4 protein-coding genes are annotated in these 20,929 nt (G+C 33.8%); all 4 read left to right on the plus strand.

Annotated features, from left to right (window positions below):
* Window positions 1-155: 155 nt before the first annotated feature.
* The 4 genes from NPA10_RS01335 (at window position 156) to NPA10_RS01350 (ending at window position 20,903) form a co-directional block, all read left to right on the plus strand.
* Window positions 156-7,013, plus strand: a complete 6,858-nt coding sequence (locus NPA10_RS01335; RefSeq protein WP_256547745.1) for a hypothetical protein — start codon at window positions 156-158, stop codon at window positions 7,011-7,013.
* A 347-nt stretch (window positions 7,014-7,360) separates the two neighbouring features.
* A complete protein-coding gene (locus tag NPA10_RS01340; protein WP_256547746.1) occupies window positions 7,361-7,615 on the plus strand; it encodes a hypothetical protein in 255 nt (84 codons plus the stop codon).
* Window positions 7,616-7,763: 148 nt separating this feature from the next.
* Window positions 7,764-14,255 carry a hypothetical protein gene (locus NPA10_RS01345; protein WP_256547747.1) on the plus strand — a complete coding sequence of 2,164 codons (6,492 nt, stop codon included), beginning with the start codon at window positions 7,764-7,766 and terminating at the stop codon, window positions 14,253-14,255.
* 21 nt (window positions 14,256-14,276) lie between these two features.
* Window positions 14,277-20,903, plus strand: coding sequence for a hypothetical protein (locus NPA10_RS01350; protein WP_256547748.1), 6,627 nt, complete (start codon window positions 14,277-14,279; stop codon window positions 20,901-20,903).
* The last annotated feature ends 26 nt before the right edge of the window (window positions 20,904-20,929 follow it).

Here is a 20,929-nt window from a genome sequence, read left to right on the forward strand (position 1 = left end):
TTTTTTATCTCATCATCAAATTGTTGTAACTCAATTTAAATGGATTTGTGTTCGATTATTGAATTGAACAGATTGTTTGTCTCATTAATTTTTCTTGTTTTTTGATTTTTGCAGTTACAAGTTGTTATCTTTCATATTTATCACTTGTTTTCTTCATGAATGCAAAATTCAAAAAAATCCTGTTTGGATCCACTGATAAATATCGAATTTCTTTGCCAGCGAACTGATTAATTAGTCTCGCTATTCTGGCTTCTAGTACAGCTGGATTTGTTAGTTCAGTTTATTTCACACGTCAAGAATCCCAAGCTCAACAAGCGGCTGAGCAAATTGATCCAGTTCAAGACCGATTAGCCCGTATCACCCAATCAGGTCAAGCAAATGCGTCGGGGGGGGGGTCATCTGCTACTAATTCCGCAGATGACACAGATTTAAGCGCGTTTTTAGGCCGTGATTTAGCGGATATTGAAAACATTATTATTGAAGATGCCAATAAGGTAATTTCTTATCGGGGCGATCTACCTAAAACTGGTATTCGGGTGGTATCGACTGATGTTAGTTTGACTAAAGATAGTCAAATGATTAAAGCTAATGCTTATGATTATGTCAATTTAAAATACGTTCAGTATGACAAAAATACTAAAGCAGTTACTGATGTCAAATTTGCCCCACCACCAGGGTTGTTTACTAATAACGAATGACCCAGTTTACAAGAAGATAGCAACAAACTAACCGATTTTTTTCCAACTCGGGCCATTCGTCAAGCTGTAGCTGGATTATTAGGTAAAAATGCTAATGCGAGTTTTAGTAAAAATGAATGATTTACTGCTTTTGATAAAGTTAGTCTAACTTTAGATTTATCTAATCGGGCTTTAAATTCAATTGCCGAAATTTTTAATCCCAACCTGCGTTGGGGTTTGGGAATTTATGATTTGTTGGGAACAGCTAATTCTGCTCCTCGAATTACTGGTAGTGGAAATTTTGAAATTCGTTATCGCGGTTTAAGCACCATTAATATTGAAGATAATATCATTACTTATTTTCCTAATCCTAATTACAAGAATTTTCCGGCTTTAAAAAACATTCGGGCCAGTCGGAATGCGATTCAAGCCATCGGGAATTTTAATACTTTTAGTAACAATTATCATTCAACTGAATATCGCACTCAGGATGAATTAAAGAATTCATCTGCAGCATCTCAATCTAATCAGAATTATTATCAATACTTACAAAGTTTATGAGCTGATGCTTCTGATGTAAAAGAAGTTGCTTCAGTAAAAGGAATTAAAAAATGGTTAACTGAAACTTTACCCAAAATTAATTATGCTGGTTCTAGCAGTAGTTCTGTTACTAAAACAGAAGCTAAAACTATTACTGATTATGCCAGTTTTCTAGATGCAGTTTCAGCTGATCCATTTTATTTTCGTACTGATAGTGGAGATAAATATGTTAATGAAAAAAGTGCTTCTGCAGCAAGTAACAACAATGGTTTAACAGCTCCAAGTGGTTCAACTAATGTTCCTCACGATGCATCAAGTAACATCACAACAACTTCTGATGGTACATTAGTTAATACTAACAGCTCTACAAGTTTTAATTTAGATAAAGGAATTAATTTTGGCGGAGTGCGTTTAGACATTTCTAAAGATATTTATCGGATTGATTTTTCGAATAATCAAATTGAACGCATTCCCTTATCTAAAAACATGTTTACCAATGTTGATTTTGGTAATAATCGTTTGCGCTATATCACTCCAATTGCGGCTAAACCATTACCATGATTTCATGGTTTAATTTTCTTAATTGCTAATCTTAATTCAAATTTTTACGGGGTTGTAAATCCAAGTAATTGAAGCAAATATTACGATCAAACCAAAGAAACCCAACCCGATGGTTGAAATGCTCAAACTCAAAGCGTATTAGATTCGTTGAGAATGGGTAATTATAATTTTACTTTGCCCACTTTTTCATTCTATGGTAATCAATTACTAGATTTCTGACCTCAACAAGATACAGATAACAGTTGATATACTTGACCTAAATTAACGATTCCTGAATCTAAAAGAATTACAGGAACTGGAGCAACAGTTAATTCGAATGTTAATGGATATCCAGTTAGTCCGTGAAATCGACAAATTGGCGGTACTACCGAATTTTTTCCGTGATTTCATCGCGTATGAATTGGCACCAATGCTGGGGGAACTTTTTCAACTTATCTAGGTAATTTTGATGGTAATTTTATTCACGATATTGCAACTAATGATAATAATCGTAGTAACGCCAATAATTTATATGGGATTTTCTTCAATCAATTCAACGATAATAAAGTTCTAACTTTTTCACAAAGCTACACCAAAACAATTAATTACAATGTAACTCTTGCTCAAAGTAAAAACAACCAAAAATTCGTTTTACCTGGTTTTGAAACAACAGAATTAAAACAAATTGGAACTACAGCTTCAACACCTTCAGCCAGCAGTCAACCCAATACTGCTAGCATGAACACTGAACCTGAACGTAAGCAATTTGATGATGCAATTTTACAAAGCACATCAGATGCTTACAAATCTTATAATTCCCAAGTTCCTTATATCTTAACAAGAACTTTGCCTCAAAACCATTCAGTTAAAAACTCTTGAGGTAAACAAAATGGCCGCATTGGTCCAGAACAATCAATTAATGTTCAACTTCTAAATCAAAATAATGAAGATGTATCTACAGCAGAATTTAAAAGTATTGATTGAGTTAGTTTATATGCAAATGCGAATGGTTTAAATAACGATTTAACATTTCAAGAATTAAATGATAGTTATTCACCATCAGAAAATAGTGGAGTTCCATCAGCACCAAGTGGAGTTTCCACTGCTAATAATAATGGTAATAAACTTTTAACCGAGATCTTGGGTCAACTGCCATATTTCAATGATCGTAAAAACGCCAAAGCTTGAAAAGATGCAACTGGTAATAAAGCAATCGGATTAGATTTCAATCGATTTGCTGTTGCTAGCGGAACAAATGTTGTTCCAATTTCACCATCTTTTAATCTAATTATCTCTGCTCCCAATCAAGAATGGACTTATCGGTACACAATTAATGTTTTGACTGATACTAGTTATGTGTTAAATCCAAAAGATGCAACAGGTAGTCAAAGAACATTTGATGTTTCAAAAGATACAAATTTCACCAACCGTTTCAAATTTGCATCCAGCATTACAACAACTGATTTATCCAATAATATTGGCCAATGAACTTCAGGAACAGCATACATTCAAAACTACATTAAAAATGATTCAAGTTCAATTCGGATTAAATCAGTTGATTTAATTAAGAACGAAATTGTAGTTGGATTTGATGTTAAAGATCCCAACAATAATAAGCTTGATATTGCTGATATTACCTTAATGGGATTTCCTAATCAAAGAGCTTTTTTGCTTAATAATGGCAAGCAAGTTGATTCATTTAGTGACAAAACCAATGCGCCAACAAATTTTGCGCCCAAAGATCGTGCTGAAGCAATCAACTGAATTAAAGAACATGTTGGCGTGCGGTGAATTGGGTTAACTAAAAATGATAATAGTTTAACAACTAATCTTGATGCTACTGCTAGTAACGGTAGTTTAAGTAGTGAAAACATTTATGAATTAAGCGAATTAAAAGATCCAGAAAGTTACATTAGTGGTTTGTTCTTTGACAAAAATGATGGTACTTTATCATTTACATTACAAATCAATGCTAATGCGGTAAATGGCGGCATTAATTTAGTGGAAAACCACACTATTACCACTTTCAAAAAATTCACTTATTCAGTTGATACTTCAACAGTTGAAAAAAAATTAAGTGCATTAGATTACACTGATGAAAAATTAAAAGAGTTTGTTACTTTAAAAACTTTCCAAATCATTAATAGTCAAGAAGAAAATACTAAGTCAAAAAAATGATCAGACGCAACCGATGAATTAGCTCAATTTTTACCACCGGATACTGAATTAGCATTAACCGATGTTAACCGCAATCCTGAAGTTGGCAGTGTTGATTTTGCAGTGACATTATTTAACAAAAATAGTGATCAAACCCGCGGTAGTGTGATTGGGGTTAAACCCGGTAGTTTTTTTGAATTATCGAATTTTAATTCGATTTTTGAATGAAAGCAAAACAATGATCGAACTTCAGGAATTGCTTTTATTGAACATAGTACTTATAAAGACCGACCAGTTGCTGAATTTAAAAAAGCTTTAAAAGAAGCAGCAAATCAAATGGCTTTTAGTCAATTATTAACTCCATTACTAGACTTGACTAAAGCTGCACCAACCTTTGATTCCACGACTAAAAAATTGAATGGTTACAGTACATTAGAAACTGAGAAACAAAATCAATTAACAATTGGTTTTGGCAATAATATCACAGCAACTGGAAGTGAAATTGATGCTCATATTACAACTAAAGATGATGCCAATTTATTAGCTATTAATGGTTTGATCATTAAGGGTGGGTATTTAAATGGTAAATTCTACCAAGGAACTGAAACCAATGCTCCCATCACGCGTCTACCTAATTTATTAGTAGCTTTAAAACCAAATACGACCCAAATTCAAGCCATTGATAATAGTTATAAAAATTCAGCTAATCCAACATCTGCAACAAATGCTAAAGCAACTTCGGCTTACACTGGTGGGAACACTCTATTTCATGATGCACTAAGTAAGGAATGAAAGGATTTATTACCAAGTGAGTGATTAGCTCAATTAAGAACATTAAAAAACCGCCAATCCAGTCAGCTAGTTAGTCAAGTTGATTATCAAAAATATGACACGCTAACCGGATTTTTAAATCATATTCTAACGACTTCAACTTCGAATACCAGTTATCAAACGCATGTTGATATTAATAATTTCAGCGGGATTGAAATTAATAATTCCACTGGTGAAGTGAAAATTGGTGCCAATACTTTAATCATTCACAATATTTATAACGATTCAACCAAAGCTGAGCGCACTTTAACTCCTCAAATTTATGGCCAAGAAATTAGTTTTTTCTTAAGCAACTATTTCTTCCGAATTGATGATGCATTGAAAGCTAAATTACCTTTCGCAGATAAAGTAGCAGTCAACCGCACTTTTGCAAATGAAAGTGTGTTAGGAATTATTAATCAGTTAGATGATTTATTGATGAAAGCTAAAAAATTATATGTTGCACCAAAAACTTTATCCGGAGCAGATTTATTAGCTGCAGAAGATGCAATTAACATTTTAAAATTTAAATTTATTCATCCGATTTATTACACCAATCCGGATGCGGAACGTTTCTTTACTGAGAAGTTTACTACTAAAGATGTTGCGCAAACCCATGTTGACCAAATGACTAAATTTAGTCAACTAGAATTTAGCAATACTGATTATAATGCGGGAACTTTAACCGTTAAAGTGACAGTGGAAAACTACATTGAAGGATTTGATGGGACCCATTTTACAGTTAAAAACAAGACAGAAACATTTCAAATTACTAATGCATTAGGCGTGTTCTTATTACCAAACTGAAAAAATTTCACTGAAAGTAATTTAAGGATTCGCACTGATGATCCAAAACTGACTGCTTTAGATAACGAACAAAGTACGGGTACAGTAACTAATGACCAATTCCAGACTTGATCGGTTAAAGCCTATTACGATCAATTAATGACTCGAGTGAATCCGAATAATGAAGAATACATCACACTAAATAATACCGATCCATTATTTGATCTAGTGACTTGACGCTTAGTCGATGATACAGGCATTGAAATTAATAATCAAAATCCGAAATATCAAGAAGCATTTAATGTTTTGCAAAATCAATTAAACCAGTTTGCTTGAACTTTTAACATTCGTAAAACTGATTTGTTTTACAGTGAGAAAAACGAACAAATTTACTTATTCAATCCGTTTTTACATTTCAACATACTAGATGCAAATAAACAGCAAATTGAAATCTTGAAAAATATTTTTGACTTAAATAAAAATACTGAAGAACTAATTGATAATCAGGGTAATTATCAAAATGTTGGTTTGGGCAACGTAATCTTACAAGGCTTTAAACGTCAACCAATTTTGATTCGTCCTCAAGATTATGATCAAGAACATTACCAGCTGAATTTCAATGGTAATTTAATGCATGTGAACCAAGTATCAGGTGGAGACATTTTAGAATGATTAAAAACTAATTTACACGAACCAGCCGCCATTAATACTTTCTTACAATCCTTCTTACAAGTGCAAGGTTTTTCCCGACCTGATAATCCATTGTCTTTAGCTTTAAATCCCCAATTAGCTCAGTTGTTAATAACCGATACTCCAGTAGAAGAATTAACTGATTACATCCTGATTAATGATGGGTTCGGGGAACTAACTTTCTTGACTGATAGCATTCAATTAGTCAATAGTTATCAAAATGATTTGGATGATGTCAATCCTCACCCAATTAGTTTGACAGGATTTTTATCTAATCCAAACCAAGCTGAAATTAAATTAACTAAACTAAAACTAGTTAACTCCCACGTGTTAGCTGAAGCAGCTGATCAAATCACAACTAATTTAGTTCATGAAGGAGTACAAGATAATATTCGGGATGTAACCAAAGCGTTAGAGGATGATGATTTTTCTTTAGCTTATCGTTATTTGCAATTAAACCAAATTCTAACTAGTGAGACTGATCAACAAGAATTAGTGATTCACCAAATCCAGTCCGATTTAGTGAATAATCAGATTCTTATTGATTATGAAATCAAAAACGCATTTGTGAATGGACAAGTGCGTAATCTACAAAATCAGTTAGTTTTAACTGGGTTCAATTCGAATTCTCAAGTTTTTTTAACAACCCATTTACCGTGAATATTGGTGTTATTAGCTGTTGTAACAACAGGAATTTATTATGCAGTTTGACGTCATCGTCATACCACTAACAGCATTAAATACATGCAAGAAAGTGGAAATAAAAAACGTTTACAGCTAAGAAAATCAAGCAAATCAAGAACCCAAAAATAATCATCATTTGTTAAAAAATGGAATCCAAATAATCTTTAAAAAAATTTAAATGTGCTTGAATTTAATGCACAAAAAACTTGTCGTGCACAATTCTTATTATATCCAGTGAGAATTTCCAGTAAAAATTGATCCATTTATTTACAAGAATCAAAAATCTGGTTATGGTAAAATCAGGGTAATCTATCATAGATATTTTCTTATCTGATCATTAAATTGTTGTAACTCTGCTTAATGAATGTCTGTTCAATTATTGAATTGAATAAAATATTTGCCTCATTAATTTTCTTGTTTTTTTGTTTTTTTTGAGTTACAAGTTGTTATCGTTCATATTTATCACTTGTTTTTTCATGAATTCAAAATTCAAAAAAAACTTACTTAGTTTTACTGATAAATATTGATTTTCCTTATCAGCAAATTGATTAATTAGTTTTGCCATTCTGACTTCTAGTGCGTTAGCATTTGTTAGTTCAACTCATTTGATACATCAAAAATATCAAGCTCAAAAGGCTGCTGAACAAATTGATCCAGTACAAGACCAACTAGCTCGCATCACACAATCTGGTGTAACCAATTCCGTCGGGGGGGGGGATATCTACTGCTAGTTCTGATGAATCCACAAATTTAATTGCGTTTTTAGGACAGGATTTAGCGAACATTGAAAACATTATTATTGAAGATACTCATAAAGTAATTTCTTATCGGGGTGATTTACCTAAAACTGGAATCAGAGTGGTATCAACTGATGTTAGTTTGACTAAAGATAATCAAATGATTAAAGCCAATGCTTATGATTATGTCAATCTAAAATATGTGCAATATAACAAAGAAACCAAAACAATTACTGATGTGAAGTTTGCGCCTCCACCAGGATTATTTAACAATAATGAATGGCCAACTTTAGCAGAAACTGGTAATCAGTTATCCAATTTTTTCCCCACTCGGGCAATCCGTCAAGCAGTAGCGGGATTATTAAATAAAAATGTTAGTGATAATTTTAGTAAAACCGAATGATTTACTGCTTTTGATAAAGTTAGCCTTACTTTAGATTTATCCAATCGTGCTCTAAATTCAATTGCTGAAATTTTTAACCCAAACCTACGTTGAGGTTTGGGAATTTATGATCTGTTGGGAACAGCTAATTCTTCTCCTCGAATTACTGGTAATGGAAATTTTGAAATCCGTTATCGAGGTTTGAGTACGATTAATGTCGAAGATAATATCATTACTTATTTTCCCAATCCTAACTACAAAAATTTTCCGGCTTTAAAAAATATTCGGGCGGGCCGGAATGCAATTCAAGCCATCGGAAATTTTAATACTTTTAGTAACAATTATTATTCAACTGAATACCGAACAGATGCAGAATTACAAAGCCCAACAACAACAACACCTAAATCCAATCAGAATTACTATGAATATTTAAAAAGTTTGTGAGATGACTCTTCTGATGTTAAAAATTTAACTGCTGTTGCAGGAATTAAGAAGTGATTAACTCAAACTTTATCTAATATTGATTATGCACCAGCATCAGCAAGTTCAGTGCCTAATAAAAATGGCAAAAAAACTATTAACAGCTATGAAGATTTTTTAGATGCAGTTTCAGCTGATCCATTTTATTTTCGAACTGAAAACGGAGAGAAGTATGTTAATCAACAAGGTTCACATACCACAAACAAAAATGGTGAAACTGCTTCAAGTGATGGTAATATTCCGCATGATTCAAATAGTAATATTACAACTGATGGTAGCGGAACATTAATTAACACTAATAGTAATTCCAATTTCAATTTGGATAAAGGAATTAATTTTGGTGGAGTGCGTTTAGATATTTCTAAGGATATTTATCGAATTGATTTTTCAAATAATCAAATTGAACGAATTCCTTTGTCTAAAAACATGTTTACCAATGTTGATTTTGGTAATAACCGGTTACGTTATATCACTCCAATTGCGGCTAAACCATTACCATGATTTCATGGTTTAATTTTCTTAATTGCTAATCTTAATTCAAATTTTTATAACGTGGTAAATCCAAGTAATTGAAGCAAATATTACGATCAAACCAAAGAAACCCAACCCGATGGTTGAAATGCTCAAACTCAAAGCGTATTAGATTCGTTGAGAATGGGTAATTATAATTTTACTTTGCCCACTTTTTCATTCTATGGTAATCAATTACTAGATTTTTGGCCCCAACAAGATACTGATAGTAGTTGATACACTTGGCCAAAAATAACAATTCCAGAAAATAAAAGAGTTACAGGAGAAGGACGAACTGTTAATTCCAATGTTAATGGATATCCAGTTGGTCCATGAAATCGGCAAATCGGCAACACCACAGCTGAATTTTATCCTTGATTTCATCGCGTTTGAATTGGAACTAATGCGGGCGGAACTTTTTCAACTTATTTAGGGAATTTTGATGGCAACTTTATTCACAATATTGAGGCTAATGATACCAAGCGTAGTAGTGCTAATAATTTATACGGAATTTTTTTCAATCAATTCAATGATAATAAAATTCTAACTTTTTCACAAAGTTACAGCAAGACAATTAACTATAATGTAACCCTTGCTCAAAAGAATAATAGTCAAAGATTTATTTTACCTGGTTTTGAAACTGCAGAATTAAAACAAATTGGAACTACAGCTTCAACAGGTTCTACTACTCAATCTACTAGTGGTATGAACGCTGAACCAGATCGGAAAAAATTTGATGATGAAGTTTTAAAAGCTTCATCAGATGCTTATAAATCTTATAATTCTCAGGTGCCTTACATTTTGACCCGAACGTTACCTCAAAACCATTCAGTTAAAAATTCATGAGGGAAACAAGATGGTAGAGTTGGTCCAGAACAATCAATTAATGTTCAGCTTTTAAATCAAAACAACGAAGATATTGCTACAGCAGAATTTAAAAGTATTGATTGAGTTAGCTTGTATGCCAATGCAAATGGTCTAGACAATGATTTAACATTTCAGGAATTGAATGATAGTTATTCGCCATCAAATAATAGTGGGGTGCCACCAACTCCAAGTGGAGTTTCAACTGCTAATAACAATGGTAATAAACTTTTAACCGAAGTTTTAGGTCAGCTTCCATATTTCAATGGACGAAAAAAAGCTCAAGCTTGAACCGGTACAACGGGAAATAAAGCAATTGGATTAGAGTTCAATCGATTTGCTATTGCTAGTGGGGGGAGTGTTATTCCAACTTCGCCATCTTATAATTTGATTATTTCTGCACCAAATCAAGAATGAACTTATCGGTATACCATTAACATCTTAACTGATACAAGTTATAGTTTAAACGTTAATGATACAGGTAGGGTAACCGACAAAAAGCGCACATTAGATGTAGCTAAAACCACTTTTAGCAAACGCTATAATTTTGCATCCACAATTACCACAACAGACTTAGTGAATGAAGTTAATACTTGAACAACTGGAACAACTTACATTCAAAACTACATCCGCAATGATTCAAGTTCAATTCGGATTAAATCAGTTGATTTGATTAATAACCAAATCGTGGTTGGTTTTAATGTAAATGATCCAACTGGTAATCGGATTGATATTGAAGACATCACTTTAACTAACTTTGCTAATCAAACAGCTTTTTTAATTAACAATGAAAAAGTAGTTGAGAATTTTGATGATGCTAATAACGCGCCAATGGAATTTGCGCCAAAAGATCGTAGTACAGCCATTAACTGAATTAAACAACATGTGGGAGTGAGATGAATTGGTTTAGCCTTAAATGGTTCATCTGATCTTACAACCAATCCTAAAAGTAATTCAATAGCTGGAAGTTTAGAAGAACAAAACATTCATAAATTAGCAGATTTACAAAATCCTGAACAATACATTAGTAGTGTTTTCTTCAATAAAAATGATGGGACACTATCATTTACTTTACAAATTAATTCCAATGTTAACAATGGTGGAATTAATTTGGTGCAAAACCAAACCATTACCACTTTTAAGAAATTCAGTTATGCGCTTGACACTGCAAATGCAAAACACAACTTATCAGCATTGGATTATACTGATGAAAAATTAAAAGAATTTGTTACTTTAAAAACGTTTCAAACGATTAATAATCAAGAACAAAATTCTAAGACTAAAAAATGATCTGAAGCAGCTGGTGAATTAAACCAATTTTTACCACCTGACACCGAATTACAATTAACCGATGTTAATCGAAATGGAGAGGTTGGAAGTGTTGATTTTGCAGTTAGTCTGTTGGAAAAAAATGCGGAAAAAACTTTAATTGATGTTAAAAGTGCTAGCTTGTTTGGGTTATCGAGTTTTAATTCCTCTTTTGGGTGAAAACAAAACAATGATCGAGTTTCAGGAATTGCTTTCATCAATTATGATGGTTATAAAGATAAAACAGTTAGTGAATTTAAAAAAGCATTATTAGCTGCTAAAAGTGAGACAAGTGCTTTTGGGCAATTAATTCTGCCCTTATTAGATTTAGCTAACAGTGCACCGAGTTTTGACAGCAAGCAAACTTTGAATGGAGCAACATCTTTAACTGAAGAGCAGAAAAAACAACTAGTCATTGGTTTTCATGCTACAGCTACAACAACTGAAACTGATATTAATGCTAATGTCCTTGTCAGAGCAGATGCAAATTTAGTGGGAATTAATTATTTAACCATTAAAGGTGGTTACTTCAATGGGAAATTCTATGCAGGATCAGAAACAGGTGCACCAATTAACACCTTACCTCCATTATTAGTGGCTCTAACCCCGAATACGACCCAATATCAAGCCATTAGTAATGCTTATAAAAAACAAGCTAATACTGTCCCTGCACTTAGCAATGGGGTGACTGCTATTCCCCAAAACTCAGCAACCTATAATGGGGGTGATGCTTTATTTCAAGATGCTTTAAATAAGGTATGAAAGGATTTATTACCCAGTGAATGACTGGGCCAATTAAGACAACTAAAAAACCGCCAAAGCAGTTTGTTAACTAATCAAGTAAATTATCAGGGTTATGATAATTTAACCGGATTTTTAAACCATGTCTTAAACACCTCAACTTCTAACACCAGTTATCAAACTAATGTTGATGTAAATAACTTTAGCGGAATTCAAATTAATAATTCAACCGGTGAAATTAAAATTGCGGCCAATACTTTAGTAGTCCATAATGTGTATGAAAACAAAGACAAAGCCGAACGGTTAGCAACTCCGAAATTTTATGATCAGGAAATTAGTTTCTTTTTAAGCAATTATTTCTTCCGGATTGATGAAGCAACTAAAACAAAATTACCATACGCAGATAATGCGGATGTGAACCGTGGTTTTGGTAACGAAAGTGTGTTAGGGATTGTCAACCAATTAGAAGATTTATTAGCCAAAGCCCAAAAACTGTATAACACGACAACCGCCCAGGCCTTAACGGGAGCCGATTTATTAGCAGCCCAAGATGCGATTAACATCTTAAAGTTTAAATTCATTAACCCCATTTATTACACCAATCCGGATGCGGAACGATTCTTTACAGAACGGTTTAGCAGTGCTGATGTCAAACCTGAACATGTCGGCAAAATGACAAAATTCAGCATGTTATCCTTTAGTAATCTGAACTACAACGAAGGTAGTTTAGATATCAAAATTAAAGTGGAAAATTACATTACTGGTTTTGATGGTAAGCATTTTCTTTTAGGTGATAAAGAACAAACTTTTAAAATCACCAATACTTTAGGCACCTTCTTGTTACCAAGTTGACAAAACTTTGCAGAAAACAATTTTAAACTACGCACCGATGATAATAATTTAACGGTCTTAGATGGGCAGAAAATCTCAGGGGTAATAACTAATGATGCTTTAAAAGCTTGAACCGTTGCTGATTATTATCAAACTTTAATTAGTCATACAAATCCAGTTAATGAAGAATACATTAGTTTGCACCATAATGATCCCTTATTTGATTTAGTGACATGACAACTAGTGGATAATACAGGAATTCAAATCGGAACTACCAGTCAACACCATCAAACTGCTTTAGCAACTTTAAAAGAAGAGTTAGCGCGGTTTAATGTTAGTTTTAATGTGCGCAAACAAGATGTGTATTACAGTGCCAAAAACGAACAAGTTTATTTACTAAATCCGTTCTTACACTTTAATGTCCCCCACGCATCAACTGAACAATTACAAATTCTGAAAACAATTTTTGACCCAAATAAAACTGCAGAGCAATTAATTGATGATTGGAATAACTACCAAAACATTGGTTTAAGCACTGTCATTGTGCAGGGATTTAAACGCCAACCAATTGTGATCATCCCCCAAAACTACATTGATCCAGAATATGAACTCAACTTCAACGGAACATTAAATAAGATTAGTATGGTTTCAGGTTCGGACATTTTAAATTGATTAAAAACCAATTTAAACGAGCCCACTGCTATAAACACTTTCTTACAATCATTTTTACGCGTCCAAGGGTTTTCCCGGGTGACCCAGCCCTTATCATTAGTCTTAAATCCGGATTTAATTAAGCTGTTATCCCAAGATACTCCAGTAGAACAATTAACCAAATATTTATTAATTAATGATGGAATAGGTCAACTAATTTTTCTCCCAGGAAGCATCCAGTTAGTTAATAGTTATCAAGCAACTGAAACCGATTTAAACCCTAATCCAGTTGGTTTAGAAAGATTTTTAGTTGATCCAATTCAAGCACGAATTGAATTAACTAATTTAAGACTTGTTAATACTGCCATTACAATTGCAGATAATGAAGATGTTTCGACCCGCTTAATTCACGATGGGGTTCAAACTAATATTCGTGATGCTACCACGGCATTACAAACCAGTAATTTTGCTTTAGCTTACCGGTATTTACAACTGAACGAAGTCTTAATTAGTAAGCATAATCAACAGCGATTAATTATTCGTGATGTTTATTCTGACATTGCTCAAGGCACAATTGTGATTGATTATGAAATTGAAAATGCCTTTGTTGATGGTCAAGTAAAAAACTTACAAAAACAATTAGTCATCACCGGATTTAATTCTAATTCCCACCGGTTCTTAACCACGCATTTACCATGAGTTGTCGTTTTGGTTATGGTTTTAACAATAGCAGTTTATTATGGCATTTGACGTTACCGCCAAACAACTAACAGCATGAAATTCATGCAGGGAGAACGTAAGAAAACCCGTTCTCGTTCAACCAAACTTCGTTCTAATGTAACGAAGGATAACAGTGGTGCAGAATAGTTTAAAGTGAAAAAATCTTTCATGAATTCCCTATTAAAAATCAAGAAAAACCTAAAATTTAACACTAATTACTTCATTTTCGGCTTGATAACTTTAACTAGTTTTAGTTTAAGTGTTAACCAAATGACCCAACACCATGCTCAAGTTTTTAACCAGAGGTTAATGGGTCAGCAACAACAAACTAGCACTACTGTGCAATATGTTGACTGAAAAGCAACATCAGCATCAAAACGCATTATTGATGTGTTTCCGTTATCCCGTTTAGCCACTCGGGTTTTAGATGCGTTAAAAGCTGCTGAAACTGGTTCTAGCTCCAAGTATGATTTAGGAGTTAATTCTGTAATTAGTAAAGATGATTTAAAAAAAGTCAAATCGCTTGATTTAAGTGATTTAAACTTAACCGAAATTGATGCGATTTTAAATCCCGATCTTACTTGAGACCACTTGTGAAACATTAATTTGTCAAACAATAATTTTGGCAATTATGAAATCAAATTTGACAAAACCAAAATGCCCAAATTGTATAAAATTTTGGCATCGAATGCGCATTTAAACAAAATGATTAATGTTTCGTCTTATGTCAAAGATCCTAATGATGAGTCAGCTGAGAATAGTGATGACAGAACAGCAGCTCAAGCACAATACACCACTCCGATTCGGGAAAATGTACCCCGTTTTTTTGACCTAGCTTCCAATAACATTCGCGAAATTCCCAAATATTTTTTAAAAATTAATTTGGCTTATTTAAACATGAGCAATAATAAATTGGGTTCAGGAACCGAAGCAGATCCGATGGGGATTTATGCGACTCCTTGATATTCATTGAAACAAACCGAAAATAATACAGGTTTGTTACCAATCCAAGATCCAAACATCCGGGGTCCGTATGGAATCAATGTTTACAATTCGGGTGATAAAAAAGCTGATAATCCAAGTCAATATAAATACACTGATGAACAAGTCGCCCGATGACGCCAATCCCCCTGACCAATTCGGGGTCTAACTTTTGGAAATTACAACGATGTGCCAACTAAAGCTAATAATGCATTAGATACAGGAATCACTAAAGGAACAGGAATGACTGCTGATACGGGTGGGAAAGCACCATTCTTTAGTTTTTCTAACAACAACTTAGTTGCTCCAATGGTTTTCCGGAATACGAATGTGACATTTAATTCTAATTCCTCCACTTCGCCACAGCAAAAAAGTGTTAATTTGTATATTGGTTTAAAAGATTTTGAAGAATCAGCTTACAAAAAAGCCCAAGAAACAATTATTGCAACTGCTAAATCTAAAAAAGATGACAATAATCCCAATGCCAATGCGGAATTATTAGTACCCCAACCTGATTCGATTTTTCCGTTTATGGGATTAAATGGTTGAACCACTGGAATTCGACCTGGTTATAATTTTGCCCGACCTTTATTAAGTGTTTATTCATTTCGCTCTTTCAATGGCTTTGGTTTATTGGAGCAAAACGAAGATTCTCGAACTAATGGTGAGGATGGAAACGAATGGGATAACATGACTGAATCTACACCATCAAGCAGTAGGGGTGATAGTCCAACAGCTTCAGAACCACAACAAAATATGCCTGATCCATATGCTGGAACAACTGCAAAATCAGATGGCAACGGGATTAGTTGAAAAGTGCCGAAACTTTCTGATTTTGGTAAAAAAGGAAGTGATGGAACTTGAACTGGATTGTACAATCCCAACGAAAGAGCATCGAATGCCCCCACCCTAGAAGAATTCATTAATGGCACCAACAACGGTGAAAAAAGCGGATTCTGAGGCACTAAAGGTTTGGTGACGGTTATGCGAAGTAACCAAACTGGAAGAATGAGTTTTGATACTGAAAGTGATCAAACTTATTGAAAACGCTATAAACCATTTCGCACTTATTTAATCACGGCTAAATCGTTTGCTAAATCCGAACGGGGCGCAGATTACCAGCCAGTTTTTGATGGCAATGTTTTCTATGATGCGCGCAATTATGAAAACTTTAATGCTCGTTTAAACTTCTCACCTTCAGGGCGGAGTGAAATTGGCTTGATGGCTAACTACGCTGAAAATCCAATTAACCTCTTTAATAAAGACGAAACAAATAAAGTAAAAAATCGAAATGTACAAAATAGTATTAAACATTTCGGGAGTATTTTTGGTAATTTACCAATTGTAAATCTAACTGTTGGCACTCCAGTTACTTGGGTTTCTAATATTGGACGCGATAGTAGTTTTGGTGTAACAAAAAATACACCAGTGCCTTATACTTCATCATTAGTCATGAATAATGGTTTGTACAATTATTCCAGTTATTTTAATGTGGTTGATAATATTGCAACTGAACTAAAAACTGAAAATAACTTTAGTACACAAGTAGCAGCATCAGTTGATAATGGTTTGAATTTATCGGAATACCAAAATAAATTTCCCCAAAATGTGCGGGTCGATGATATTTTAGATGGGCAAGATAAGTTCTGAAAATCCACTAAAAAATTTGACCAAGTTTATATGGAACGGTTAAACCAAAATGATGTGAAACTAACTTATAATCCCGAAGCCGGATCATTGAATTATAAATTCCGGATTTATTCACCGGGTTATTCCCGCCAAGGGCGTTTACTTCAAACTGATGATCCACAAGCTTTAGCTTCAAAAGACAGCACGCCAACCATTGATGTCAAAATTGATAAAACGGTAACTGGGTTTGCAAAGGCCCAAATTCAAAAAGAAGATGATCAAGGGATATTTACTGGTTTTACTTCAGAGAGTATCGCAAACAATTTAATGGAGTATGATGCGCCAAAAAGTGCTAAAGCTGCAATTACTACAGTCACAGATTACAGCAAAATTAATGCTGCTTTAATTGCCAAAACTTTTAAAACCAACTATTTGGGAAATAAAATGATTCCTGGTAGTCAACAATCAGAAATTGAAAACGATCAACATGTTTTAACTGAAGTTAATGCCCAATGAATTACTGAAATCATTAAGAACCAAGTCGATGGCACGGTCCAGTTTAAAGTCGAAATCCCCGATTATACATTTGCGAATGGAACGAGTTTTAATTATCCAACTAAACTAAAAACCGCAGTTTATAAATGAACCGGATTACCAAAAACCAATACTATTGTAATTGGAAAAAACATTGCAGTGGACGATGCTGAGCAAACTTTTGTTGAAGCAAAATTTAGTAATGATGCAGATCGTTTAAAAAAATTCAAAGAAATTATTGCTAAACCAGCTAGTGCGATTACGGCTCAAGATATTTTTAATTTAGGTGCGGTAAGTACTGATGTTTCCACTTGAAATGATGTTAATGCAACTAATGCCCATAATTACTTTAGTTTATTTCCGAATGATGCGAACGGAACTTTATTATGACAAGTAAAAATTCCGGGCGATTTAGCTAATGGGATTCCTGAACAACGGATTACGGTGTTATGGGAGCATTTGTTCAACCAAACAACAACAGTGACTTGAAAAACTCAAGAGCAATTAAATCATTTTTTGTTAGGAAAAACTCCAGCAGAAATTGAAGCAGCATTTAAAACCAATCCGCAAACTTTTTTAAATGTCCTTAATAAACCCAATAACAACCAATTAACTGCAAATGATTTAGAAGTTGCAGCTAATAACTTCATTACCAATACCAATAACGGTCAAATTCGGTTTACCAATATTCGGTTAAAAAACCATTTCTTAAACGGAATTAAATATAACAATGGTCAACCTGACAACAAAACAGCTGTAGCAGGAACTCCACCAACTTATCTAACAATTCCAATTTCACCTAACTACCAAGGTCAGCGTCCGATTTCATCTTTAAAATGAGAGTCTGATGAGAATATCATCAAAAACATTAAAGATTATTTAGAAAAAAATAATCTCGTCCAAACTGATCCGAACAATGACCAAGCGACCACAGTTAAAGAAGTTTTAAACCAGATGAATGTTTATGATTTAAAACAAGCGATTGTGAACAATAACCTAAACTTAACTGACATGAAATTGTTTAAGTTAGAAAACATTAATAAAAATAATTTTGCTTTCAAAAGTAAATTAAGTGAGAGTTTAGTCGCTGATAATAAAACCGGCAACTTGACGTTTCAAAATTTGCAATTCCAAAACTGACAAAACGCGAACAGTTTTGAAACAATTACTCATGATGTACCTGTGCACATTGTTAAAACCAGTCCAGTTGTTAACAGCTTCATCTGATCTAAATCAATCAGTTCAGCACTAGCGAACAAATCGGTTTTAGAAGTGGAACAAATTTTTGGTTCACCTAATTTAGCACCAGCTTATATTGATGCACTCAATGTTGGTAAAAAAACCTTTAATGCGAATAATGTGAGTGAAAATCATTATCGGGTTGATCCAACTAAAATTCAAGTTGATTTAGTTGCGGGAACCATTACATTTGCAGCCAATGCAATAACTATGACTAATTATGTTTCAACTGCGGGCCAAGATCCTGTGGACCATGTGGTTACAGAAGTCAAAACTTATAGTCTACCCAACAAATATTTAACCAGTTTTCAAGTCAATGCCAATATCACTTCTGCAGCGGGGTTTAAAGATGATTATGCCAAATTTTATTTTGGGTATAGTTATAGTGCAGCCGGAATTACTCCCGCTCAAAAACAAGCTGTTGATGATGCAGTGGCGGCTTTAAAAACCCCGAACTTAGTCCACCAAACCACCCAAGTAGGATCCAATTTAATTCGGCGTTGATTAGTTAATAATAATGCAGCGCGAATTAATCCAATCGATTTAGCCCGAGTGAATGAATTGAAAAAATCATCGGGTAATACTTTTGTGCAAACAACTGATTTCAGCGGTTATTTCTATTTGCCCAATTATTTAGCGTTTGTCAACTCAGCCGTAGCAAGTGGGATTAACCGCACTTATTTCATTGCTGAACGGATTGAAGCTTCCACTTTAGATTCTTCAATTTTAATTATTCGTAAACCCCACATTGTCAACTATTTAGCTAATGGTTCAACCGAATTACACCCAGTTAACGATTTTATTTATGTCAACTTTTTACGCAATGGCACAACAGTTAGTTTTCACAAATATGTTAATCAAAAAGTCCCTGAACAACTAAGCCAAGGCGAATTTAGCGCTAATTTACTAGCCCCATTATGACATGATGTTGATGCAGTCACCATGAAAGCTGATTTAGAATTTTTAACTGTCAACCGCAAGAATTTATCGGTGCGGGCATCACACCGTTGACGCTCCATTCAACAAGCTTGAATTAGTACTTTTAGGGCTAGCAATGTGCCATATGGTGGTTCGTATGACACCACAATTGTTTATCCGGCTGAGATTGAAATTTCTAATGGTGAGCGCACTTTAAAAGTTAACAAATTAATCTTTGCTTTATATGCAAATACCACGGATGAAAACAGTCCTGTAGTTCCTGATTATGAAATTGAGGTGGCTGAAATTTGGTATTTAAACACTGGGGCTAATACCGAATTTATCCGTAATCCTTTTGCGGATTATGAAGACATTTTAAACCAACCGCCAAGTTTATTATTGCAGCGTTTAGGATTAAAATTAGGGATGCAAACTGATCCAACTTTCACTTTTAACCAATTCTTAAAAGCAAAAGTCTATCACTTGCGCAATGCAACGAATTCAGTGTTAACTAATGACATGGATGCTGATAATATCATTGGTCCAGTTGGTCAAGTGGGACAAATTAGTTTAACTGGGAATGAATTGCGCTTAAGTCAAATGCGCATTTTAACCCCATGAACCGAAGGAACAATTGGACCAACTCTGAATTTATCTGACATTGTTTTACCGTTTGCGGTTAGTTCGACTGAACTGCTGCCCAATAATAATCCAGTAATTATTGCTTGATTACAAAACCGGTTCGGAACTAAACCATCAGTGTCCGAATTGTTATTTGATTTTCAAAATGCGTTACAAAATAACCAGTTCACTGAAGTCGAATTTAATGAAATGTTAAAAGTTGGTAACGGATTATTGTTTTTAAATTCAGTCTTTAATGACCCAGCCACTCAAGCTCGACTAACTCCAAAATCTAAATTAACTGATTCGGTGCTTGTTGATCATATTAAGGGTACAATTAGTTTAAAAAATTTACAAATTTTAAACGGGTATCTTGATAATGTACCCCAAAATAATAAGGAAATTGAGGTTCCCGAAATTGATTTAGTGATTGATACAGCTTTCACAACCCAATTTGATACCAACTTTCACGAACTTAACCAAGATGCTGATTTAAACCAATTAACCCCTTCTGAAATTCAGAACGTTTTAAGTACCAACCAACCCCGGTTGCATTCATTAGTTCGGTTTGCTGATGATTACACCCAAATTGAACAACCCGAAATTACGGTTAGTGCTAATGATTTATTAGGGAAACTTTATATTCAAGTGCACTTCCAAAACTATTATGAAAATGGCATTAATCTGGGCCGAAAAACCTTCAATTACACTTTAACTAATTTCAAAAACCAACTACCTTTGGTTTTAGGCCCAGTTTTTGGCGGATCAGGTGGTATTAGTTTAGTTGGGCTAATTGCTTACTTTTGAAGACGCAAATATTTAGGCAGTAAGAAATTTTATATGGCCAATACCGCAGTTAAAGTGAAAAAATAAGTGATTTATCACTATAAAATAATTAG

This window comes from Mycoplasmoides fastidiosum (assembly GCF_024498275.1).
Taxonomy (GTDB): Bacteria; Bacillota_I; Bacilli_A; order Mycoplasmatales; family Mycoplasmoidaceae; genus Mycoplasma_N; species Mycoplasma_N fastidiosum.